Raw genomic sequence first — 25,958 nt, forward strand, 5'->3', positions numbered from 1 at the left:
ACTTCGCATGGCAGAACTTCCTGCAGCGCTCGCCTGGTTGAAGTACCCCGCGGGCATGGAGTGGCCCGAGGGCGAAGAAGATCAGCTCTGGGGCCTGTCCGGCGACTGGAAGCAGGCGGCTGACGAGCTTCGCGCGATCCTCGACGACATCGACGCGGCCAAAGCGGCCTCGCTGGCCGCCTATCCGGTCGGCCAGGGTGTCGAGGAGATGATCAAGGGCTTCGACTCCATGCGCACCGGCGACGGTGGCGACAAGGACCAGTCGCTGGAGAAGCTGGCCGAAACCTTCGACGAGGTCGCCAAATCGGTCTTCGACGCCGGTACCGAGATCGAGTACACGAAGATCATGTTCGTCTCGTCGCTGGCGCTGCTCGCGGCCGAGATCGCGCTGTGCTGGGTGCCGCCGACGCCCGCGTCGCCCCTGCTGCAGGCCACCGCCATCGGGATCACCCGAATCGCCGTCCGGATCCTCGGGCAGACCCTGGTGCGCGCGCTGGTGCGCGTCGCCAGGCAGGCCTTCATCAAGGCCATGCTGAAGTTCCTGGCCAGGCACGTGGCCATCGACTTCATCCTCGGCACGATGCAGGAACTCGGCACCCAGGCCTGGCAGGTCAGCCAGGGCCACCGGGACGAGATCAACCACCGGCAGTTGCTGGTCACCATGGTGAGTTCGGCCGCGGGTGGTGCGGCGGCGGGCCCGTTCGCCGGTCTGCTGGGCGACAAGATCATCGGCGACCGGCTGAACAAGTGGCTCAAGGCCGCGATCACCGGCCCCGCCGCCGGCTTGATGGGCGCCGAGGCGGGCAACGTCGCCGCCATCGCCACCCAGCTGGGTATCGACTGGCACGACACCGGCAGTTTCGACAAGGCGTGGGACAACGCGACCAAGGCGTTCATGAACCACGACCCGCTGATGTTCACCGCGGGCGCCTCCAACGGCCTGCTGTCCAGCCTCAGCGGTACCGGCGCGCACACGTGGAAGGCGGGCAGGGCCGCGGCCACACCCGGTGTCGACACGATGAGCGCGCCGAGCTTCAGCGATCAGATCGACGCCATCGTCGGGATCGACAGGTCCGACGGCGCGGGCGAGGGTGACGGCGGCGCGACCAGGGACGACGGCGCGACCCGCACCGACGACGGCGCGGGCGACGGTGACACCCGGACCAGATCCGACGACGACACCGGCGTCGGCGAGAACCGCGCGGGCGACGGCACCAGGGACGGCGCGAACACCACCGACAGCCGCGACGACGGACCGGTGCGCACCAGCGGTGCCTCCGGCTCCGGCGCGGGTGGCGGCGACGGGTCGACGATGCGTCCCGCCGCCGCGAGCAGCGGTGACGGTGAATCCGGTGGCCGCGGTGAATCCGAGGGCACCGGCGAGCGGAAGGTCACCGCGGACGACGAGGGCGGACGGGCAGGCGATGCCGCCGACACGCGCCGCACCGGCGAGGATTCGCCGACCGGCGAGGCCGCCGCCGATCAGGACCGGGTCGACGCGGACGGCCGGGCCGGAGCGGAGCCGACGGCGGAAAATGGTGTGAGCCACCGTGATTCGGTGAACACTCCCGAGGCGCAGCGCGCGGGCGTTCCGTTGGGCGCCGATGCGCTGCAGGGTGGCGATCTCGGGGTCCGCGGCACAGCCGACTCCACCGCCCCGGTCACCGGTGCGGCCGACTCGACCGCGACGCGCGCGGATTCCGCCACCGCGGCTCCCGTCGTCACGCAGGCCGCGTCCGCGGCGGCGAGTAGTCCCGCCCCCGCCGCGCAAGCCCCGGCGGCGGGTGAAACCCGCGGCGCCCCCGCATCTTCCGCGCCGGCGCGCGGTGTGGCCGGGGACCTGCGCACCGGGACGGGGCCGGAGGCCGACTCGGCGCTGCGGACCGAATCCGGCGACGGTGTCACCGACGCTACGACCGATACCACCGTCGACCGGACGGCCGATTCCAGCGCGGACGCCGACGGCGACGCCACCGCCGACCCCACCCGCGCCGGCGCGCCCGACCGGGAGACCACCGCCCCGAAGGCCGCCGACAGCCGCGCAGGCCTGGCCGACGGTGGCTCGACCGGCGCGGACAGTCAGCCGACGGTGCGCGCCGACCATGCCGACAGCGAGGTACCGCAGCAGCGGCAGGTCGCCGAGACCGGGGAGACCCGCACCGCCGAACCCGGCACCCCCGAGGCCGGGGTGGCGCCGATCCTGCCGATCACCCCCGGCACGGACGCGCCTGCTCGCACGCCGCGCAGGCGCGCGGGCGTCCCGCTCAACGATCCGGGCCCGACCGGGGCCGACCCGGCCGACCGGAGCAGCGACCGGCCCGATCGCAGGGCCGATCCCGATGCCGGAACCACCGACCGCACCGCGGATTACGATCACCTGCTGCCGAACGGCCAGCGCGTGGTCTACACGCCGACCGCCACCTCGATCGGTAACGACGCCAGTACCGACAACGTCCGCAACAACCTGCGCAACGAGGGCATGCACGACGTGATCGTGCACGGCACCCGGTCCGGCCACCCGAGCCCGGGCCACCAGGGCCGGGTCGATCCGGCGGTCATCGCCCAGACGATCCTGGACAACCCGAACTATGTGCGGGGGACTCCGGTCCGGCTGATGTCGTGCCACGCGGGCGCCGACGGCAGCTGGGCCCAGGAGCTGGCCGATCTGATCGGGGCGCCCGTGCACGCGCCGACGAAGGAGGTCGGCACCCGGAATCTGCCCGACCAGCCGGCGGAACTGGTCGGCGGCGAATGGCGCAGCTTCGAGCCGGGCAACGCCGTCGCGGGTCTCGCGGCCGACGACGGTGCGGCCGATTCGGCCGGTCCGCGTGCCGATTTCGGCGACCTGACCGACGACCAGCGAATGGGCGAGCAGGGCAGGTCACGCGCGGAACTGGAAGCCGCGCTCGGCGGTCCGCTGCACGACTTCCCCGATCCCGGCGGCAACCTGCCCCGGCACCAGGGCATCGTCGACGAGCTGATGCGGATGGCCGCGGACGCCGACCCGCGCGACATCGCCCGCGGCGCCGGCCCGCGCGCGTTCGTGGTCGACCAGTTCGTCAGCCCCGGCCAGGGGCTGATCGTCGGTGGCGCCCCGTATGCCATGGTGGTCGGGCTCGACCCGGCGACCGGGCAGCATCGCGTCGAGATCCTCGACCCGCGCACCGGCGCACGGCATCCGTACCCCCTGCCGACGCCCCGTGACCTGCACACGGTGTCGGCGGTCCTGATGGACTCCCACGGCAATCCCGTGCAGCCGCGCGGCCTTGACCCACGGCAGGCCCCGGCCGCCCCGGACCGGCAGGCGCCGCAGAGCGATCCGCGCTCGCCCGCGGCCGATCCCCGCCTCGCCTTCGCCGCCGACCGTGGCGAGGCGGGCGCGGGCAGCCGCGACGGTGTCCGGCTGCTCGACCCGGACGAGGCCTACGAGCTGGGCCGGACACCCGACCAGGGCGACGGCGTCCCGCCGCGGCCTGATCTCGACGTGGCCGGCCGGGCCGACGACGTCGTCGACCACATCCGCCGCACCCTGAGCGAACCCGGCGCGCTCGATCCCGGCGGTGACCTGCGGAATCTGCGTGACCAGCTGGACGCGCTGGTGACCCGGCTCGACGGCGAACTGGGCGACCGGCTCGCGGCGGCCGACCCTGCCACCCGCCGTGCGGTCATCGCCGACGCGATGGACCAGCTGCTCTCCCGGAACTCGCCCGAGACCGTCCGCGACGCGCTCGAGGACAGCGTGCGCGACCACAGCCCGTGGGAGCCGTTGTCGCGCAACGACAGCGGCGACATCGCCGATCCGCCGGTCCGGTTCTACAGTCCGGACGAGGCCTACGAGGCCGGCCGCAATCCCGATCTCGAGCGGGACGCGCCGTTCGGTCCCGCCGTCGACGGGGACGCGCTGCGACCGGCGAACGCGGGCTCGCCGCGCACCCTCGACGATCTGCGGCGGGCGCACCCCGACCTGTCGTTCGACGAGCTGCGCGACCTGCGCGACGCTTCCTATCGGGACGCCGGGATGGAGCCGCCGCCGCTGTCGCGCGAGAGCCTGGACAACCTGCTCGATCAGGTCTGGGCGAACCGGGACTCCATCCGCGACCCGATGGACGTCTACGACCTGTATTCGAATGCGCCGGAACCCAATACGGTCACCGACGCGCAGGCCTACACCCGCGCGATCGCCGATATCGTCGACAACGGATCCGATGTCCGCCGGGCGATGCTCCAGGCCGGGATGAACCTGCCGATGCAGCCGGGCGAGACCGACGTGCTCTCGCTGATGCCGTGGCATTTCGTGCATTTCCAGCGGACCGGCGAGCTCGGCCGGATTCCCGTGGACTACCGGGTGTACGTGAATCCCCGCATCGATGCCGCGCCCGCGCTGATGCGGGACCTGGTGCGCGACATCATCGATCGGCCCGACGCGTTTCCCGGTGTGCGCACCGCGAAGATCACCTCGCCGACCGCGGAGCGGTCCGACGCGATCGTGGTCTACGTGCGTGACATGGCTGATGTCGAGCAGGTGACCCAGTGGCTGCGCGACTACCGCGACCGCAACGGTGACGTCTTCCTGTTCGACGCGCCACCGATGACGCAGCAGGTGCTCGACGGTGTGGGTATCGGCGCGCACCCGAAGGGGCAGAGTTTCGGCCATGTCCGGGCGGTCGCGATCCAGCAGGCGCTGGATACGGTCATGGCGAACCGCGGTACCTTCGCGGACTTCCTGGCCGAGGTGCAGCGCGTCCTGCCCGGCGCAGGCGTCGACCCGGACAGCCCGCATCTGCGCCACGATCCCGACGCGCCACGGGCCTGGCCGGACCGCAGCGGCTTCGACCGGATGGGCGCGGACGAGCCGGTCGGCCCCGCCGCCGACGGCGACCCCCGCCGGAGCACGCCGTCGGATCGCGGCCGCGACGAGACGCCCGAACGGGCCGCCCGCCGCCGCGCCGAACAGGCCGACGCGCAGGCCGACGCTGCCGCGAACCGGGCGAATTTCCTGCACGGACTGGCCGATTCGGTGGCCGACGGCGGACCGCTCACCCGCGACGGCGATTCGGTCGACGCGGTTCGTGGTCGCGCCTGGCAGGCCGACTGGGACGCCCGTCAGCAGCGGTCCGCTGCCGATCAGCTGTGGCAGGCAGCGGGTGGCAGGCCGGAAAGTCCTGCGGCGGTGCCGGATCCGCGGCTGGGCTGGATGGCGAGCCCGGACGATTCGGCGACTGCCGATCCACGGGCGGGCCGGACTCCGGACGCCCCTGCGGCGACTGCCGATCGGGAGCGGGTCGATCCACGTCTTGGCTTCCGCTTGGAACCCGAGGTGTCGCGGACGGATTCGCAACCGGCGCGCGACACCGCGGAACCGGTCCGGTTCTACAGCCCGGAGGAGGCCTACGAGGCGGGCCGCGATCCCGATCTCGAACGGGACGCGCCGTTCGGCCCCGCCGTCGACGAGGACGGGCCCCGGCCCGCCGACGCGGCGCCGCCGCGCACCCTGGACGATCTGCGGCGGGCGCATCCGGATCTGTCCTTCGACGATCTGCTCGGGCTGCGGGAAGCGGCGTACCGGGACGCCGGTATGGAGCCGCCGCCGCTGTCGCGGGAGAGCCTCGACAGCTTCCTCGACCGCGTCTGGGCCGCCGGTGACGCGATCCGGACCAGCAGGGACATCTACGACCTGTATTCGCTGGCGCACGAGCCCAACAGCGTGTCCGATCCCGATGGCTACGTGCGTGCCCTCGCCGACATCCTGGTGGGCAACCCCGACCTCCGGTTCGTGATGCGGCAGGGGATCCACGGCCCCGGGATGGTGCTGCCGGAAACCGTCGGCGACCTGGGGACGGACTTCCACTTCCTGCACTTCAACCGGCCGGGCGCCGATTTCCCGGTCGGGTACCGGGTGTATGTGAACCCGCGGATCGATGCCGCGCCGGAAATGATGCGAAATCTGGTGCGGGACATCCTGCTCCGGCCGGACGACTTCCCCGGCGTCAAGACGATGAAGGTCACCGGGCCGGAGGCGCAACGGTCCGACGCGATCGTGATCTACACCCGTGATCTCGCTGCCGCCCAGCAGGTGTCGTCCTGGCTGCGCGACTACCGCGACCGGGCGGGTGATGTCTTCCTCTGGGACGCGCCCGCGATGACCAACCAGGTACTCGAGGGTGTCGGCCTCGGCGAGCACCAGTCGGGGGAGAGCTTCGGCGACGTGCGTTCGGTCGCGATCCGCCGGGCGCTGGATATCGTGCGCTCCAACGGCGGCGACTTCGCCGACTTCCACGCCGAGGTGCTGCGTCAGCTGCCCTCGGCATCCGTCGACCCCGCTACCCCGCACCGGAACGCGGCGCCCGACCAGCCGCAGGCCTGGCCGCCACGCGACGGCTTCGACCGGATGGGCAGCCCGGACGACGACAGCGATGCGGGACGGACCCCGCCGCCCGACGACCGCACCGCCCGCGGCGACGAGGAGACTCCCGCGCAAGCCGCCGCTCGCCTGCGCGCCCAGCTGGCCGACCTGCGCGCGGACGTCGCGGCCAACCGGGCCGAATTCCTGCACGACCTGGCCGATTCGATGCGCGACTCCGATCCGCGGACCAGGGAGGGCGAGTCGCCCGAGTCCGTGCGCGGCCGCGCCTGGCAGGCCGACTGGAACGCCCGCCAGCTCCGGGCCGACGCCGACCTGCTGTGGACCTCCGCCGGTGGCAGGCCGGACGCACCCCCGCCGGACCCGCGCCTCGCGTACCGGATGGATCCCCCGTCCTCGCAGACGGATTCGTCGTCCGGCTCGCGGACAAACGAGCCGGCGCCGCCGCGGAACGGAGCCCGGCCGGATCCGCGCCTCGCGTACATGATGGATCGGCCGGACGGGCAGCCCGCGCCGGATCCGCGCCTCGCGTACATGATGGACCGGTCCGATACGACGCCGACGGATCCCCGTCGGGCCTACATGATGGATCCCGAAAATCCGGCTGGGCAGCCGGATTCGGGCAATCGCGGGCCGACGCCCGAGCTGGCCGCGGCCGACGACTGGGCCAAGGCCGAATACGACCGGTTGATGGAGGAGCGCAACCGGCTGGCGCGCGAGATGGAGTTCTGGCGCGCCAAGCGCGACGATCGGGTGACCCGGTTGACGGGGATCACCGACGTGGAGCTCGCCGTCGGGTCCCGCGACAATCTCGCGAACACGATGCGCCGCCTGGCCGCCGAGGCCGATTCGCAGTCCACCCGGGTCGCGCCGATCGGCGAGGAACCTGGCACCCGGGTCAACCAGCGGCGTTCGGAAGCGGACGCGGCGCACCGCCGCGAGACCGCGGCCAAACTGGACGAGGCGGCCCGCCGGGTCATCGAGATGCGCGAACAGCTCGCCGCGCTCGACCGCCGGATCGCCGAACTCGAGGCCAGCGGCGCCATCGACGGCAGGCCGACCAGCGCGGAAGACCGGGCCGAACTGGACCGCCTGGCGCGTCAGCGGGCCGACGAATTGCTGCGGATCAAGCCGCGCCGCGCCATGCGCGACGATCTCGCCGAGCGCCTCGGCTTGGTCGACGCCGACGGTGTGCTCGACGAATCCCTGCTGTCGCCGGAGAATCTCGCCGGCACGATCGACGCTCTGCGCGAAGCCGATTCGGGCGACCGCACCGGCGAGATCGACGCGCTCGCCGAGGCGGCGCGCGATGTGAACGAGGCGCACAACCGGATCGGCAGGCTGCAGGACGAGATGGCGCTGGTCGCGGGCGCGGCCAGGGCCGATATCGAGGGCGCGGGCGGCCGGATGCTGACCAGGGACATCGGTCTCGTCGACGGCGACCCGCCGCGCCTTGTCGTCTACGGACCGCGCGATCAGCTGGGCTACCAGCCGCGCCAGGACGGCCTCACCGATCACGAACTGACGCTGCGGCGGGCGCTGAGCACCGTCGACGACGTGGTGCGGGCGTTCGTGCGCGACCACGCGACGATCGAGTACCGCAGGATCACCGCCGACCGCGAGGGCAACGCGCGCGTCGATCCGATGCCGGACGACACACCGCAGTTGCAGCGCCGGACGATCGACTACACGATCTCCGACGTCAGGGGCGGGAACGTCCGGATCGAGGTCGCCCGATGGCGATCCGCGGACGGCACCTGGCACGACGTCGATCCCGAGCGCACCCGGCAGACGCAGGGCCGCGGCTCCGACGCGACGCCGGACGTGTTCGAAGGCCGCATGTTGCCGGAGGGGACGAGCAGCGTCGGCGTGACGCCGACCCAGGCGGCCATCGTCGACGCGGTCGCGGGCTCGTCCGGCCCCGGTGTCAACGACGCGTTCATCCCGAAGCTGCCCGGTGGGTTGTCGCCGGCGAACCCCGGCCTGGAAAGCCACTCCAACGACGTTCCCGACGCCGCGTCGAACCTGATGCGGATGATTCTGGAAACGATGAAGTTCGCCGGCTGGTCGTGGTTCCAGGATCCGAACGACCCGACCCGGATCAAGCCGGGCTTCAGGCGCAAACGCCTGTTCCGCCGATTCCGGTCGGAACAACAGCCCTTCATCACCCCGCCGCAGCGCGAAACCACGTTCGGCCGCACCGATCCGACCGAGGCCATCCGGACCGCGGCCGCGCGGGAACAGCGGCGGGCCGCCTGGTCGCAGGTGCAGCGCTGGGCCGACCAGCAATACGACGCGTTCCTGCGCGACGACAGCGACGTCACCGCCATCGCGGAAACCCTGCGCAGCCAGCACGCCGACGCGCAGCGCGCGCAGGCGCGCGACATGGTCGACCGGATCCGGACCCTGCTGGACGAAGCCGAAACCCGCCTGCCCGGGGACGACCCCGCGCACCGGCGGCGCGTGCTGATCGACAACATCACCGCGCTGGTCGGTGATCCGGACGTCCGGTTCACCCGCCACGACACCGACGCGGACCAGCGTCGCGACCAGGTGCGGCAGGTGCTCGACTGGATCGACGCCGGGGTGCACCCGGACGTCATCGCCGACTCGATCGCCCACCAGTTCTCCACCCGGATTCTCGAGCTCACGCCGGAGCAGGTCCACCAGATCAAGCGCCTGCTCATGAGCGATTCGCTGCTGATGAACGACCCGGATTCCGGGGAACGGCGCTGGCGCAGGCTGGATCGGCTGCCCGAGGTCGCCGAGGCGTGGAACCGCCTGGCCGGCCGCGATCTCGCGGAGCTGGGCGAGCTGCAATCCGGCGATCTGGCGCTGATCCGCGACGCCTGGGAGTGGGTGCAGCGGGCGCGCGCCAGTTACGACGCCAACGACTTCACCCGCGGCTGGGACGAATTCCAGGACTGGCTGGCGCGTTCGGATGGCGACGACCCGACCGCCAACCAGCGCCGGTTCGCCATCCTCACCTGGGAGGAAATCCAGAACCAGGTCAACCGGCTGCCCGGCGACCACTGGGACGACAACCGTGCCCCGCTCACCGGACCGCGCGCGGGGGTGCCGTACGAGCCACCGTTGCCGAGCGTCCCGGGCCGCCCGACGCCGGAGATCGAGCCGGGCCGTCGCGAGGAAGACGGGCCCGAGGAGAACGGCCCGGAGGCCGCGGGCGGCGTGCCCGCCGGCGACCCGCCGTCGCGGCCCCCCGCCGCGCCGGGACAGGCCAGGCCGGATCCGTACGCACCGGGCGAGTTCGACCGCATGGGCGACGGTGACCCGGACGACGGCGCGGATCCCACCCCCGCGCGGACCGCCGATCAAGGCCCCGTGCCCGACGGCATGTACCGCGGTGAGGACGGGCGCCTGCACCGGCCCGGCGACCGCGACGACTCCTACCGTGACCCCGACGGCAGGCTGCACCACGTCGACGACGAGCCGAACACCTACCGCGACAAGAACTTCGGCTACCACGACGCCCGCACGCACTGGTTCATCGACGACCATCTCGCCGCGGCCGAATACGACTACCTGGCGATGAAGGGCGACTCGCACAGCTACGACGTCACCGATCCGCGCCTCGCGCAGGAACTGCGCGACGTCTCGACGCTGCGGCTGCGGCTGCAGGCGGAACGCGACCCGATCGGCGCGCAGATCAAGCTGCTGATGGCCGAATTCGACATCGAGCGGATCGCCGATCTGTCGACCGAACGACTCGGTGGCGAGATCCAGCGACAGACGGCCAAGGTCGAGGCGGACGCCTCGCTCAGCGAAGCCGACCTGATCGACAAGCTCGGCAAACTCGCCGATCTGGAAGAGCTGGCCACCAAGTACAACGACCTCGGGCCGGAGCTGGTGGAGGCCTCGAAACAGCTCGGTGAGCTGGCCGGTCTGGCGTTCGCGCTGGATCGGCAGCTGCGCCCGGACGCGGTGCTGCTCTCACCGTACGACGGCGCCTTCGACGGCGCGGGCACCGTCGACATCGCCTCGCTGGTGCCCGGAATCGGCGACGAGCCGCCGACGCTGGTCGTCGTCGAGGCCAAGGGCGTCGGCTCGACGCTGGGCGGTTCGAAGATCGCCAGGGCGGAACAGGGTTCGCCGGAATACCTGCGCCGGACCCTGGCCATGGACCGCAATCTCGCGGTCATCCTGAACGAGACCCCGGCGCAGCTGGCCGCGCGCGGCGTCGACCCCGACAGCCCGGCCGGGCGCGCGCTGATCGACGCGGTGCGCGAGCTGCGCGCGGCTCAGGCGGACGGGACCCTGCGGGTGGAGTACCACCTGGTGCACGCGTCGGCGCGCGGTGAGGTCACCGTCACCGAGCTGCTGCTCGAACGCGACGGCGTGAACGTCCTTGCCGACGTGCCGCTGCCGATCGCCGAGCTCGACACCATGGGTGCCGACGACGAGGTGATCCACCGGCTCGGCGACCACGGGGACGAGGTGCCGCTGCCGAGGGACGGCCAACCGTACGGGTGGCTGCTCACCCCGCCGGATCCCACGACCGCCGAGGTCCGCGATCTGCTCGGCCGCACCGAGGCTGGTGCCGAGGCGCTGGCGGTGCTCGATTCCGTCGACGCGCGAGTGCGTTTCGGCGCGCTCGACGATCCGGCACCGACCACGTTCGACGGCCGCGCGATGGAGGTTTTCGTCGGCGCCGACGCTCCCGACCGGATCACGCAGGCCGACGCGGTCGTGCGGGCGGGCGCACTCGCCGACGCGGTGCTCGGCGGCAGGCTGGAGACGACACCGTCGCAGATCCGGGCGCTCGACCGCGCCGAGCACATCGCCGCGCGGGTGCGGGCCGAGGCGGAGGCGTTCGGCAGGCAGGCCGAGTTCCACCGGGAAGTCGATGCGGCAGGCCATGATCCGCTCAGCGGAACCGGCCGCGATCCGGTGGACACCGCCGTCCGCCGGACCCTGGACGCGGCCTATCTCGCGGCCTATGACGACGCGGTCGCGGCCGCCGCGGGACGGGAACCGGCGCCGACCCCCGAGCAGTTGCGCGATCTCGGCCGGGAAGCCGGCGTCGCGCGGCTGCTCGAGCACGAATTGTTCGACACCCCGGACGGTTTCGGCCGCCGCGACGAGGCCGCTGCGGAATGGGACGCGCACCGCACCACGGAGCGGCGGCCCGGGCTCGCGGAATACGTGCCGTCGGACCGCGACACCGCGCGCGAACTCGAACGCCTGATGCGCGAGCAGGCCGCCGCCACGCGCACGGTGATGCGCGTCGAGGCCGACTGGGATCGAGTCTGTGACCGGCTCGTGCGCGGATTCAACCTGCCCGTCGACGAACTTCCCAGCACCCGTCGTGGGATCGCCGACATGCTGTTGGTGCGCGCGAGCGACGTCGGCATCTGGCACGGCATGGACAACGCGATGCTGCTCACCGACCTGACCGCCCAGCACACCAGGGCCTCGGTCGACCGCGCGCGCCTCGTCGACGAGATCACCGACCTGGTCCGCGCCGACCTCGCCGGACGCGCCGACGTGCCCACCGACGCGAACCGGGTCCGGGTGCACGGCGACGAAACCGGGGTGCTGTATGTAGTCGGGGACGCCGAGTCGAACCACGCCGCGAACGAACTCGTACCCGCCTCGTGGCTGGCGGATCCCGCCCAGACCAGGGAAGCGCTGGCCCAGGCCGGGGTGGCGCACGCGGCGCTGGTCGACCGGGTCGACCGGCTGTATCTGGAACCGCTCGGAATGCTCGAGCCGTCCCGCGGAGTGTCCTGGGAGCGGCCGGGCCGGTGGGCGGCCCAGCAACTGGCCGAGCGCGGGGTTTCGGTGCGCTACAGCATCGAACCCGAGTTCCGGTTCCGGCAGGGGTCGGCGACCGACCCGGGGACCGCACCCGCCTACGACCCGGCCACCAACACCCTGGTGCTCGACCGCGACGCGGACAACCTGCAGCAGGCCGTCCAGCTGGTCTTCGCGGCTCGGATGGCCGACCTGCTCGCCGCCGCCGACGGACTGCCCGAGCGTTTCACGCTCGGCCGGGACGAATACATCGACCGGATGAGCGACCGCGTCGCCGACGCCCTCGCACTGTCGTTCCAGTTCGACACGGTGTACCGCAGGCACGCCGAGTCCGTGGACGAGACGCCGGTGCGCCGCGCCTACGCCGAGGCCTACGAGAACGGACTGCGCACCGCGACAAAGGCTTACGCGAAACTCGGGTCTGTCACCACCGACGAGCTGTTCCACGCCGCCGCGCACCGGGCAGGTGTGCGTGCCGTGCGTGGCGTGCTGGCCGGCGGCGGCGGTCCGCGCCTCGATGCCCGCACCTATCCGGATCACTTCGGCGCCGACTGGGATCGCGCCCACGGCATCACCCCGCCGCCCCCCGGCGCCGACACCGGCCGCGCCGACGGCCCGGCGCCCGCCGCGCGCAAGGACGCGCGCGCACCCTACCTGGCGATGGAGATCGAAACGCTGCGGGCGATGCGGGACCGGGGCGACTACATCCCGGTCGGTCCCGCCGAGCAGGCCTACACCAACGCCTACGACAAGGCATACGCCAAGGCCGAGCGCGCGCAGCAACGCAATGCCGACGCGCCGCCGCCCGAGCGGGTCGCCGCCGAGGCGGGCCGGGACGCGTTGCGGCGCTACCTGAACCGGGTGGGACCCGAGACCGCCGAAATCGTGCTCGACGTCGCCAGGGCCGCCGAGGACGGCGCGAATCCGGCCTGGGGCAGGCCGCAGGCCGTCGACCGGCCCGACATCCCAGCCCGCGGCGACCGGACGCTGCCGAGCGATGCCGCCGAACGCGCGCTGACCAGTGCGATCGGCTCGGATCCCGACAGTGTGCGGCTCACCCCGCAGATCGCCGACTTCCGCCAGCAGTCGCTGTTCAGCTGGCGGAGTCTGCACGTCGTCGCCGAGCCCGGCGGGCATCTGGCCGCCCTGCACGAGCTGGCGGCGACCAACCCCGACTACGCGACGGTGGTGTGGGACAGCAACGCCCACGGCCTCCAGTTCGCGGTGCCGGAGCCGGGACCGGGCGGCGATCCGGTGCTGCGCTACATCTCCGAGGACCAGGCACTCGGCCCGCTGCGCCGCCCCAACTCGGACGAATCCGCCGCGCTGCTGCTCGACCACTATCTGCGCTATCGCGCCGAGGGGCTGACGGATCTCGGATTCGGTGACTGGGTCGAGCAACTCGGCCCCGGCTACTTCGACTCCGTGGCGGACACCGAGCGCCGGCGCCGAGGCGAGCTCCCCGAATACCGCGACGGCGTCGTGCGTTTCTCGGGCGGCCTGAGCCATCAGGCCATCCGGGATGTGCTGGCCCACGACGGTCCGCCGCCCGCACCGCCGCATCCGGCCGACGTGGCCCACCGGGTGGCGACCCGCAGCATCCCGCTGCTGCCCCCCGCCGGGCGCTACCCGGCGCACTTCCGCCGGGAATCGTTCACCCTCGACCAGTTCCGCGTCGACGCCTACCTCGAGCCCGACGGACACGGCCGGTGGCGGGTGCCCGCGCCGCGCGGTGACGCCTCGATGTCGGACGTGCTGGCCGCCCGCTTCCAGGGCATGACCGACAGCGACCCCACGCAATTGGTCGACCGGATCGTGCGGATGCTCGACGACCCGGCGGCCGACCTGAACGACCACAGCCGCCCGCGCGGTCGCTTCGGGCGTTTCATCGATCGGCTGCCCTTCGGGTCGGGCGCGGACTTTCCGCCCGTCGTCCACCGGGCGGCGATCGAACCCGATTCCGGCGAACCGGGTTTCGACCGGATGGGCGACGGGTTCCAGCTGCGTCCGCCGGACGAGGACATCAACTCCTTCGACATGCAGAACGAGCGGCTGCTCGGCGTCCCCGGCCCCGACGAATGGTCCGGGCTGAGCCCGGACCAGGTCGGCGCGCGGTTGCGCGACGAGCTCGCCCGGATCCTCGACCAGCCCGACCTGACGACGACCGGGTTCGATCTGCCCGGCCTCAACTGGCAGGTCGTGCAGGAATTCGCCAGGGGCGTTGTCGATATGGCGAACCGCCACCCCCATGCCGACCTGGATGGTGTCACGATCGGCGCGCTGCCGTGGTCCACGTTGGCGCAGACCCAGAGCCGGCTGCGGGCGGACGGCGGATACCACAACACCATCGTCCTCAACCACGACCACGCGACCAGCGCCGAGGGGATTCACCAGCGGGTGCGCGAAGCCGCCGACAACGGACACTTCTATCCGGTGGCGCGGACCAGGGCGGTGTACTACCTGGCACTGCACGAATTCGGTCACGTGCTGGCCGCCACCGGTGGGTTCGATGCCTATACCAACGCCGAAGGACACCTGCTCACCGAGAGCAAGTCCGACCCCAGCGAGACCTACGGCGACTGGCTGGATCAGCTCAGCGGTTACAGCATCGACGACGGAATGCTCGAGCCCGGCGAAGCGGTCGCCGAAGCGTTCGCCCAGGTGGCGATGCTGGGCCGCGACAGCGTCAGCAAACCCGTTCGCGTCCTCTACGACCTGCTCATGGATCTCTCCGGCGACCCGTCGCGTGCTGCGAACGAGTCCGGCCCCGGCGCGCGCGACCGCGACCTGACCGACGACGACGGCCGGGCGCAGACGCCCGTCGTGCGCCGCGACGACGCCGACGTGCCGTTCGATCGCCTCGGCGACGATCCCGACGCGGGCGACGGGGCGAAGAAGCAGCCCGCCGATCCGTCGCAGGCCACGCCGGAAGAGTCCGGCGACCAGGACCGGGGCGGGGTGCCCGTCGAGCCGACCACCGTCGGCCATCCGCCGCAGGTGCGCATCGAGGTCGACGGCGACGAGGTCGCGCTGAACGTGCGGCCCGACGGCGACGACCGCTGGGAGGTCGTCGACGAGAACGCGCCGCTGGCCGATGCCGCGCCGACCTCGCGGTTGCGCCGGGAATGGCAATTCGTCCGCGAGTCGTGGCCGCAGCACGTCGAGCAGATCAAGTACCCGTCCGGTTCGCCCGTCGGTGACAGCAAGGGCCAGGCCGCCATCGCCGACGGCATCAGCGGTATCGCCGATCTCGTGGAGTCCAGCGGGATGCCGCCGGCCCCGCCTGCCAATCCGACGCCGCCGACGCCGGATCATCCCGTCATCCAGGCGCCGCCGGACGCCGGCGGGCCCGACCCCACCTTCCTGCGCATCGGCCAGCAGCTGCCGATCTGGATCGCCAACCGCGAGAAGATCCCGCTGCTCGGCAGGCTGTCGGCCCGGATGCGCGATTCGGCGGGCGAACACCTGCCGATGCGCCTGCCGGACGGGCAGGAATACCAGCCCTGGTACTCCGATGTGGACCCCGACGATGTCCGGACCCAGCTCACCGGTGACCTCGAGGTCCACCGCGTCACGCCCGAGGAGGCGCGGGAAGGCCTGCTGCTCGCCTTCGCCGATGCCGATGCGGGACAACGGTCCAGGATCATCGACGCCCTGCTCGAGCACGAGCTGATCTCGCCCGACGAAGCGGACCGGCTCGCCGACGAACCGCCCGCGACGCCGCAGCTGCCCGAATCGATCGGACCGAGGCCGGAGAGCGAGACCCTCACCGAAGCCGCCCAGCGGCTGCTCGGCATCGAGCTCACCGACGAGTCCCTGGCCACCGTGCAGCGGGTCATCGACGAGCAGCAGTACCGCGCCATGCGCATGGTCGGCGCGATCGAAGGGCTCGCCGCCGCGGCGCAGCGCTTCATCGAAGAGCAGACGATGCCGTACAGCAGGAGCGACCTGACCGGGGAACGCCCCGAGTCGGCCGGCCTGCCGGGGCGCCCGGAGCCCGCGTCCATCGAGGAACCCGGCAGGCCCGACGACGACGATCGTTACGACGACGAGTTCGACGACGACTACGACCAAGCGCCGCAACGCAAGCCGAGCCGCTACGCCGACCCCGATCCGGCGGGGCGTCCGGTCCCGATCGGCGGCGCCGTCAGCTTCATCGACCAGAACCCGCTCGGCCGGCTCCGCGACGAATTCCTGCGTGCCTTCGGCCACGATCCGGGTCTGCTCAACACCGTCCCGATCGGCAACGGCGCCGAACCACTGCCGGAATGGGGCGACGCCGACGAACTCGGCCGCGACGACGGCCTGCGCAAATTCTTCCAGCACGCGCTGCGCCGCGACCAGCTCCGCGACGAGCTGGCCACCTGGGCCGCCAGCCGCGATGTCGGCATCGACGAGGTGTCCACCCGGGAAGCCGCCGACGCGCTGCTGGAACGGCTGCGCGCCGAGAGCATGGCCAGGATGGCGCGGGTCGCCGAATTCGTGGCGACCGCCGAGCGGCTGTTCTATCCGGACGCCGACGAGAGCGCGCCGGTCGGCACCAGGCTCGGTGATCAGGCGGTGCGGGTGCCGTTCGCGAACGGGCCTGAGCGGCTGGTCATCGTCGACGGGCTGTCCTCGCGCGACCACGTGCTCGCCGGGCTGCTCGCGGCCGATCCCGAGCTGGCCGCTCGGCTCGAACGCGGTGAGCTGGTGCTCAACTACGGTGTGGCACAGACCGACTGGTCGGGGCAGGTGCGCATCCAGCCGGTCGATACGCCCGAGGTGCGTTTCCGGCGCGAGGTCGTCGACGGCCGGGAGCTGGCCGTCACCCTGCTGCGCGACGGTGACGGGCCCTGGCGGCCGGTGGTCAACGCCGACGAGGTCGCGCCGACCGCACCCACCGATCCGGACGCCCCGCCGCGGTCGCCCGCCGCGGTGCTCACCGACCTCGTGCAAACGGTGCGCGACCTCGGCCTCGACCCGCTCGGCCGGACTCCCGATGCGCTCGCCGAGCTGATCCCGGACCTGCGGCTCGACAATGCGGTGCGCGCCACCCAGATCGAGGCACTGAGCGATTTCACCCGCTCCGCCAACGACATCCAGACGTTCCACGACATCGGCGACGCCCGCAGTCACCTCGCCACCCGACTCGGCCTCAGCCAGGCCGAGCTGACCCCGGCCACGCTGGTCGACGCGCTCACCGACCCCTCGACGCCCAAGGCACTGCGCATGCAGCAGCTCGTCGATCTCGTCGCCTACGTCAAGCAGTTGCGTGAGATCGATTCCGCCGCCGTCGACGCCGCCCGCGATCAGCTGGCCCTGCGGCTCGTGTCCGAGGACACCGCGCGCAGGATGGTGCCGAAACGCTTCATCGCGCGCGTGGAGCTGGACCCGCGGATCATGGCGCTGCTGCCACCGGGCTATGTCGACGGGCCGGACGGCAAGCGCGTCTACGCGGTGAGCAAGAGTGGACTGTCGGCCAAGAGGCTACGCAAGCTGTTCCGGATGCTGCAGCGTGACGGACAGCAGGACCTGCTGCGCGAAGCGCTCACCGAATACGCGAACGCGCTGCACCGGGTCGACGTGTACTCGGAGGTACCGCGCGGCGATGTGTCCGCCGATCCGCGTGTCGTCGACGGCCGGATGCCGATGCACGATCCGCAGGCCGTCTACAGCCTGCGTGATGTGGTCGCCGCGGCCATGCGCGGCCGGGAGGGTACCGATTTCGCGCGGGCGGTGGCCGAAGCCGCGGCGCGACCCGACAGCGGGCCGATCCCGAGCGATCCGTCGCGCCGCCCGTCCGCCAGCCGGGACTGGGCCAGGATCGTCGGTGTCGACATCACCGACGCCGACGACGCCACCTTCGCCAAGGTGTACGAGGCCTACCGGGACGGCCGGATCGAACGCCACGAGGGACTCAGCCCCGCCCAGCTGGTCGCCGAGCTCGCGGCCCTGCGCGGCGAGATCCGCCTGCGCGCCGAGCAGATCGACGCAGTGGAACGCCTGCTCGCCGAGTTCGACGCGGCCGTCCGCGCCGAACAACTCCCCACCGACGACCCCAGCCCACTACCTGGCCGGCCCGATCCCACCCCGCCGCAACCGGATTCGGGTCCCGGTCGTGCCCCCGGTGAGTCGGGCGGGCCTGGCGAGAAGGATGGGCCTGGGAACAGCGCTGACAGCGGCGCGGCGACCGGCCGGAAGCCGGGGGAGCAGGATCCGGCGGCGCGAATCGATGCTGCGCTGGAGCGGGAGTCGGCGGCGGTGGACGAGGCGTTCGCCAGGGCCGACGAGAGGTCGGCGGCCGAGCACGAGCGGGTCGCCGATGACCTCGATCAGATCGAGGGCGATATCGACGCGCACACCGACTATGTGCGTGCGGTGCGGGATCTGGAGCAGGCGCGCGAGGAAGCGCTGGACGCGTTCGACGAAGCGCAGCCCACCGAGCAGCAACAACCCCCGGTCACACCGCCCACCACACCCGGTCAGTCCACCCTGCGACCGACCGGCCCAGGCCGCACCGCGAACTCGACCGTTCCGGCCGACGGGTCCGACCCGTCGGCACGGATCGATGGCGCGCTGGAACGGGAGTCTGCGGCCGTGGACGAGGCATTCACCCGAGCCGACGAGAAGTCGGCGGCCGAGCACGAACGCGTCACCGATGATCTGGATCAGATCGAGGGTGATATCGACGCGCACACCGACTATGTGCGTGCGGTGCGGGATCTGGAGCAGGCGCGCGAGGAAGCGCTGGACGCGTTCGACGGCAACAATCGCGAAAACACCACACCACCAGCCGAAGAGCCCGACGCCCAGCAGACACCCACCCAGCCGGTCCCTCCGTCGCGCGGTGCCGACCGCACCACCCCGACGCCCGGCCGCGACCCCAAGCCCGGCGTCGAAAACGACCTAGATACAGACGATTCCGGCACCGACACGCCGACCCGCACCGTGCCGCCGACCGGCGACGCAGACCCTGGCCACCCGACGCCCGACCGGGACGGCGATACGGCGCCGCCGGAAGCCGGTACCGATAAGGGTGGCTCCGATCGCTCGAAGTCGCCGGATGGCGATGACGAAACTGTGCCGCCGGAAACCGGTACCGGCGAGGGCGACCCCGACCGGCCCTCCTCGTCCGACGACGACAGCACCACCCCGCCTCCGGAAACAGGTTCCGATGATGGAGACGCCGGCACCCGCCGACCGTCGACGCCGACCTTCCGCTCCCACATCCCGCACCCCCCAAGGGAATACGATCCGGAATTCCCCGCGCTGTTCGACTACACCCCGACCCCCTGGCCGGACCTGGACCTGACCCCCGACGATCCGAACCCGCCGATGCCGCCGAGCCCACCGACGCCACCGACGCCGCCGAGCCCGCCGATGCCGCCGACGCCGCCGAGCCCACCGACGCCGCCGAGCCCGCCGAGGCCGCCGAGCCCGCCGATGCCGCCGAGCCCGCCGACACCGCCCGATCCGCCGACGCCGCCGAGCCTGCCGGAGCCGCCGAATCTGCCGTGGCCGCCGACATTGCCGGAGCCGCCGAGCGTGCCGTGGCCACAGGTTCCGCCGACGTTGCCGGAGGCGCCGACGACGCCGGAGTTGCCGACGTTTCCAGCGCCGCCGAATCTGCCGGTGCCGCCGAGCGTGCCGTCGCCGCCCTACCCCGTGCCGCCCACGCTGCCGGAGCCGCCGAATCTGCCGCCGACACTGCCGGTTCCGCCGACGTCGCCGGGTGCTCCATGGCCGTCGATCCCGACTCCGTCCGAGCCGTGGCCGATGCCGGCTCCGACCGAGCCGCCGACCGCACAGCCGTGGCCGCTACCGCCTGGGCAGCTGCCGACAGGTCCGGTCCCGCCGACGTCGCCTTCGTGGCCGTCGGGCACGACACCTTCGCAGCCGTGGCCGGTGCAGAACCCGACGGAACCGCCGTGGCAGACCGAGCCCCCTACCGCGCGGCAGTGGCCAGGGCAACCGCCGACTTCGTCGGTGCAGGCAGATCCGTCGGCACAGCCGTGGCCGGCGCCTTCGTGGCCAGGGCCGAACTCCTCGGACTCGCGGGCTCCGTGGTCTGCGCCGAACCAGGCGGGGGTAACTCCCTCCTGGCCCGCGGCGAATCCCTCGGAGACGACGCCATGGTCGTCCGGCCCGGCGGCATCGCCCGGAGCGATACCGCCCGGATCGTCGGCGGACGGGCCCGCCGAGCAGTCGGCGCCGCGGCGGGAGTTGCCACCTCCGCCGCCGTGGGGGTCCGGTGCCGGGCAGGGGGCGGAGCCACCGGCGCCGCGGACGTTGCCCTCGCAGCCGCCGGTCGCCGAGCCGGTGATGCCGCCGGGTGTGCCGATGGTGGCGAACGGCTCGTCCGCCGACAGCGGTGCGTCCATGCCCTATTCGCCGATGGCGCCCATGGCGCCCATGGCACCGGCGGGGCAGGGTGGGCAGGAACAGTCACGGCGTGCGGTGGGCAACGGCAACGGGTACACCCCGCCGCAGCACGGTGCGAACAGAGACATCAGCGTGCGGCCGTTCGCCGGGTACGGTGTCCGGGCCGAGTTCGATCCGGTCAGCGGTGCGCTGCGGGCGGCGCCGCCGGGGGCGGCCGGACTTGGCGGTGTCTACGGTGACGTCGCTGGTGTCCCGGTGGTCTTCTACCGCGATCGCTCCGGACTCGCGCTGCGGGTCGGCGATCGTATGATCGACCTCGACGGTCCGGTCAGCGTGGAACACGGTCCGATCGATCCCCGGCACACGCGGTTCGCGGTCACCGCGAACGGCACGTTGCTGTGCGAGCTGTTCTACCGGTCGCTGCCACGGGACATGGACCTGGGCGCGCACGTCCGGGCAGTGCTGGCCGACCCGGCCCAGCGCGCCGCGATCTTCGCCAACTGACCACATCGGGCCGCGCCCGGGACCAACCAACGAGGAGGCAGCATGCGCACGGACCATCCCACCGAGGACGAGATCCGCGCCAATTTCGACGAGATGCTCGCTTCCGTGTGCGTAGGCGGCGGACTCCGCACCGACACCGGGCTGGACAACGAGACCACCCAGGCACTCTGGGCGATCGCACGCGCCCATCCGCAGGTTCCCGCGGAGCTGGTGACCGCGGCACGCGCCGAGTTCGCCGCCCAGCTCGACGGCTCGCACCGGCGGGCCCGCCGGGAAGCGCTGGCCCGCCTCAGCGACGAACTCGACGGGAAGGCCGCGCAGTGACCGAATGGCGCACACCCTCGGCCGGTGACCTGACCGACCTGGTGACCCGGCTGCGCGACCTGGACTGGTCCTGGAACCTGGCCGACGTCGCCGAGCTCGCGGCCGGATTCGGCTGGCGGGTGGTGCTGGCCCGGCCGAACTGGGTCCTGCTCGACACCGGCCTCGGCGCCGGCAGCGGCAAGGTGCACGGCGCGAGCGGCAAGGCCGTGCGGATCGACACCCGGCTCACCGATTTCGTCGAGGAGGACGCGGCGGGCGCCGAACGGATCCGCACCGCGTTCGCCGAACTGGCCGCGGTCCTCACCGCGACGCTGGGCGAACCGACCGGACGAATTCCCGGTCGGTGGCCCCAGATTCGCTGGGCGGGCACAGGGACGACCCTGGTGCTGGCGCAGTCGCCGGTGTCGGTGGTGCTGTCGCTGGTGACCGATGCCCGGCTGGCGGCCGACGACCGCAATATCGAGGCCGAGCGACAAGGCGGCCTGTCGTGACGGACTGGTCTGCCTTCGCCGCCGCGCTGGCCGGACAGCTCGCCGTGCTGAGCGCCGGTTCGGTGCTGATCATCCACGAATCCCGCACGGAATCCCCGCGATACGCGCAGTTCCGGCAGCTCGACACGATGCTGTCGGCCGAGCTGGCGGGCGAGCCGGCGCTCGACGAGTCGCTGCGCGCGGGCCCGACGGGAATCCGGATGATCACCGACGCCGGCTGGCAGCCACCCGAGGACGGCCTGCCCGGCAACTGGTGGATCGACACGCCGTGGCCCGCCACGCCCGCGCGGTACCGGACCGTCGCCGCGATGGTGGTGACCGGTCTGCGCGACGGCTTCGGCATCGCCACGCCCGACGCGCTGACCTATCGCGCCTGGGACGAGTCGTCCGGCAATCGCCCGTTGGACCTACCCCTGCTCCGCCTACCGCGAGCCTGACCTCGCCAGGAGATTGCCCGACGTGACCAGCCCCACCGACAAACCGGCCCCGGCAGCGCCACGGCCCGACGAGCCCGACGAGCCGGCGCGCACACCCGACTCCGTCGACGAGCCGGCGCGCACACCCGACTCCGCCGACAGCACGGCCCCCGAACCGGCCGAGGACGAGGTCGACGTCAGTTTCACCCTCGCGCCGGAACCGGTGGTCCGCGATGTGGCCGAGGAGGCCAGGAAACTGGTGCACGGCGCCGCCCGCGCGCTCGCCGCCCAGGGCCCGGCCGGCTGGCGCAGGCTGGACGCGGTCTTCACGATGACCGTGACCGCCGAGATCGTGCTCGCGGTGTACTCCGACGACGAACAGCGGGTGACCCGGCTGCGCCCGTCGGCCGAGGTGCTCGAGCTGATCCGGGAGCATCGGCAGCTGTCGGCCGAACTCGGCGACGGACCCTGGTGGCGGCTGATGCTCGGACTCACACCGGAGGGCCGCATCCAGGTCGACTACGACTACGGCGACGAGCCCTTCCCGGCCGACCACCTGTTCCCGCCGGGCGCCTACCAGGCCGATCTCGAGGCCTTTCCCCGAGGGGCGCTGCCGTTCTGGCTGGCCGCCTATCTCGCGCACGACGACCGCCAGCTGCGCGCACCCGTGGCGGCAGCGGCCGCGGCCCGTGCCGACGCCGCGGCGGGAACGCAGCCGGTCGCGGTGCCCGGACTGCCGCCGCTGCCGCTGCTCGTGGCGCGCTGGGCGGTGCTGGCCGCGGGCGCGGTGGCGGTCGAGGACGAGTGGGGCCCGCGGTTCCTGCCGTCGATCGCCCGCTTCGACACCGGGGAGCGGCACGGCAGCTCGCTGTATCTCCTGCCCGGCGATCGCGCGGTGCTGTCCGGCGGTGTCTGGAACGAGCCCGGCCTGCGCGCGGCCTACAACACCGGTGCCGCACTGCCACGGTTGTTCGCGGGCGCCCCCGACTGGGTGGCCACCCCGACCCTCGATCGCCGCGCGGCGGGCGGGCTGCTCACCTTCTGCTACTGGTGGGACGACGGCGCCTGGTATCAGGGCGAGTCGCCCGCGTCCGAGGCGATCGCCCCCGCGGTGCCGCCGGTGTTCTCGGCGGAGTCCACCGCGGACACCGTCGCCCGGATGATCGACGATCAGCCACCCGCGCTGCTGCGCGCCGCCGCCGAGACCCTGGTCGCCGCCGCCGAAGCGGGTGTCGTCACGCGCGGCACGCTGGTCGAATTATTCGGTGACGAAGGCTTTTTCGACCTAGACGGCGGGCTGTTCCAGCTGGTCGTCGCCGGCGTGGTGACCACCGAGTCGGCGTGGCCGATGCCGCGCCGGGAGGCCATCGCCCTGGTCGGCAAGTATCTGGCCGAGCACGCCGTCGACCCCGCCGCCTTCCCGGTCGCGCAGCTGCGCGCCGACCGGTTGTCGATGGGCTGGATGGTCTACGTCCCGGTCGAACCGGGGGAGATCGCGATCGGCAGGGCGATCTACTACGTCGCCGACGACGGTGTGCTGGAACGGTCGTCGTCGGCGGTGGCGCCATCGATATTCATCGACGATTTCGAGCGTCGGTATCGGGAGAGGCATGGCTGAGCAGCACACGGACAACCGGCCGGACGCGGGCGCCGCGGTCGGCACCGCCGAGCCGCCGACCGCGGACGTCGCCGAGCGGATGTCGGCACTCAGCTACCGGATCGGTCTCGAGCTCGCCGAACTCGGCCCGCAGGGCTGGTGGCGGCTCACCGCGTCGTTCGCGATGACGGTGACCGCCGAAGCGGCGGTGGTGATGTTCACCGACGAACAGGGCCGCGCGGTGCGGGTTTTCCCGGCCGAGGACGTGCTCGCTCTCGTCCGCGAGCACCGGCATCTCTCGGCCCAGCGTGACGACCAGGCGTGGTGGCGCTATCTGCTCGACCTCACCGGCGACGGGCAGATGGAGATCGACTACGACTACGGCGCCGAACCGTTCCCGCCAGGCCAGCTCTTCGCGCCCGCGGCCTATCGCAGCGACCTGGAGATCTATCCGCGTGCTTCGCTGCCGGTGTGGCTGGCGGCCTATGTCGGCCACGGCGACCGCCAGCTTCGCACCCCGCGGCAGGCGGCCGAACAGGAGCTGCGCGATCGTGTCCGCGGCCGGGAACCGGTCCGCTCCGAGCCCGATCAGGAGTTCCCGCCGTATCCGCTGATCGCCCGGCGCTGGGCGGTGCTGGCCGCGGCGTTCGTCGCGGTCGGCTCGCCGCTCGGACCCCGGATCGCACCGGGCGTGTGCGTGTTCGAGGGCACCCAGCGCAGCGGATCGACCCTGGTCCGGTTGCCCGGCGAGCGCGCCGTGCTCTCCGGCGGGGTGTGGGACGCGCCCCGGTTGCGCGAGACCTACCAGGACGGCGCCGCCATGCCCGAGCTGTATCGGGGCGCGCCGTCGTGGGTGGCCGAGCCGACGCTCAACAGCCGCTGCGCCGACGGCCTGCTGTCGTTCTGCTACTGGTGGGACGGCGGCGCCTGGTATCGCGGCGATTCGCCCACCTCCGCCGAACTGGCCCCCGCGGTGCCCGGCATCTGGACCACCGACACGGTGGCCGGCGTGATCGCCGATCTCGTCGGCGCGACCGGCGACCGGCTCGCCGCCGTGACGGCGCTGGTGACCGCGGCCGAGGCGGGCGCGGTCACCAGCGCCGCGCTCACCGAATTGTTCGGCGACGACGGAAGTTTCGACATCGACGGCGCGTTCTTCGAGCTCACCGTCGCGGGCGCGACCGGAAGGGACACCACCAGATGACCGACAGCACGGCGCTCGACGTCGACGATCCGGAATTCCACCTGGGCTCCGACGACGACCGCACCACCTACCGCGGCACCCCCTACACCGGTCAGGCGATCGAGACCGGCCCCGACGGCATCGTCGTCGGCCGGTGGTCGTTCGTCGACGGCTACGACGACGGGCTCAGCCAGGCCTGGTACGACAACGGCGTGCTCGCCTCGGAGGGGTTGATGCAGCGCGGCCTCGCCGTCGGCGAGTGGCGGGAATGGCGCCGCGACGGCACCCTGGCCACCCTCGACGTCTACGCCAGGCCCGGCTATCTGCGCCTGCGCAAACGCTGGGACGAGCACGGCGCCCTGATCGAAAACCGGCTGGTGGCAGGCGCGCCCGGCGACGTCGTCGAGCTGAAGCCGCTCGGCATGTACCGCGAGATGTACGACGGCGAGCGCGACGAGCTGCCCTCCTTCACTGCCGCGCTGGCGTCCGAACCGCCCGCCGAGCACGCACGGGTGCTCGCGTATCTGCGCGCGGCGCCACGGGTGTTCGACATCATGTCCGCCGTCCCCGACCTGCTCGCCGGCGAAGGCTGGATTCCCGGCGGCGCCTCCCTGCACTCGGACGGCGAGTGGATCTGGCGTGCCGACTTCATCGAGTACTACGCGGGCCACCCGCTCACCCTGCCCACCGAATTCCTCGACCACCTGCGCGAGAACGGTTACCGCCCAGCTCGATTCGATCAGGCCGACCCGAACTTCCACGTGGCGGTCGACCGGTTCCGCTGACCTCCGCCAACCGATTGTCGACCCGCAGCCACCAGCGAGATCGGCACTGTACATGCGCGATTCATTTCCGCGACATTAGAATCGTTGCTACGACGAAAGAATCGATCGCGCTGGCTGGCTCTCTCGTCGCAGGGGCGCCCGTGTGGTGATGAGGAGGA

The 25,958-nt window shown here is 72.3% G+C and carries 7 protein-coding genes; all 7 read left to right on the forward strand.

Annotated features, from left to right (window positions below; genetic code table 11):
• Positions 1-7 precede the first annotated feature (7 nt).
• Genes IEY60_RS20095 through IEY60_RS35885 form a run of 7 tightly spaced genes read left to right on the forward strand, consistent with a single transcriptional unit; the run spans position 8 to position 25,800 of the window.
• Entirely contained in the window at positions 8-21,004 is a 20,997-nt protein-coding gene (locus IEY60_RS20095) for a WXG100-like domain-containing protein (RefSeq protein WP_189030513.1), read from the forward strand.
• Between the two features lie 42 nt (positions 21,005-21,046).
• A complete protein-coding gene (locus IEY60_RS20100; RefSeq protein ID WP_189030515.1) occupies positions 21,047-21,328 on the forward strand; it encodes a hypothetical protein in 282 nt (93 codons plus the stop codon).
• Positions 21,325-21,819, forward strand: a complete 495-nt coding sequence (locus IEY60_RS20105; RefSeq protein WP_189030517.1) for a DUF6301 family protein — start codon at positions 21,325-21,327, stop codon at positions 21,817-21,819. Before IEY60_RS20100 ends, IEY60_RS20105 begins: the two co-directional genes overlap by 4 nt.
• Positions 21,816-22,256 carry a TY-Chap domain-containing protein gene (locus IEY60_RS20110; protein WP_189030519.1) on the forward strand — a complete coding sequence of 147 codons (441 nt, stop codon included), beginning with the start codon at positions 21,816-21,818 and terminating at the stop codon, positions 22,254-22,256. The genes IEY60_RS20105 and IEY60_RS20110 overlap by 4 nt, the downstream gene beginning before the upstream one ends.
• Before the next feature lie 22 nt (positions 22,257-22,278).
• On the forward strand, positions 22,279-23,853 hold the full coding sequence (locus tag IEY60_RS20115) for an antitoxin YezG family protein (RefSeq protein ID WP_229739979.1): 1,575 nt from the start codon (positions 22,279-22,281) through the stop codon (positions 23,851-23,853).
• Positions 23,846-25,036, forward strand: a complete 1,191-nt coding sequence (locus IEY60_RS20120; protein ID WP_189030521.1) for a hypothetical protein — start codon at positions 23,846-23,848, stop codon at positions 25,034-25,036. The genes IEY60_RS20115 and IEY60_RS20120 overlap by 8 nt, the downstream gene beginning before the upstream one ends.
• Entirely contained in the window at positions 25,033-25,800 is a 768-nt protein-coding gene (locus IEY60_RS35885; RefSeq protein ID WP_229739980.1) for a toxin-antitoxin system YwqK family antitoxin, read from the forward strand. Before IEY60_RS20120 ends, IEY60_RS35885 begins: the two co-directional genes overlap by 4 nt.
• The last annotated feature ends 158 nt before the right edge of the window (positions 25,801-25,958 follow it).

Source organism: Nocardia rhizosphaerihabitans (assembly GCF_014646295.1).
GTDB classification, from domain to species: domain Bacteria; phylum Actinomycetota; class Actinomycetes; order Mycobacteriales; family Mycobacteriaceae; genus Nocardia; species Nocardia rhizosphaerihabitans.

Coding starts and splice junctions, on each gene's coding strand:
- IEY60_RS20100 (WP_189030515.1), top strand. CDS start 21,047: ATGCGCACGGACCATCCCACCGAGGACGAGATCCGCGCCAATTTCGAC.
- IEY60_RS35885 (WP_229739980.1), top strand. CDS start 25,033: ATGACCGACAGCACGGCGCTCGACGTCGACGATCCGGAATTCCACCTG.
- IEY60_RS20095 (WP_189030513.1), top strand. CDS start 8: ATGGCAGAACTTCCTGCAGCGCTCGCCTGGTTGAAGTACCCCGCGGGC.
- IEY60_RS20120 (WP_189030521.1), top strand. CDS start 23,846: ATGGCTGAGCAGCACACGGACAACCGGCCGGACGCGGGCGCCGCGGTC.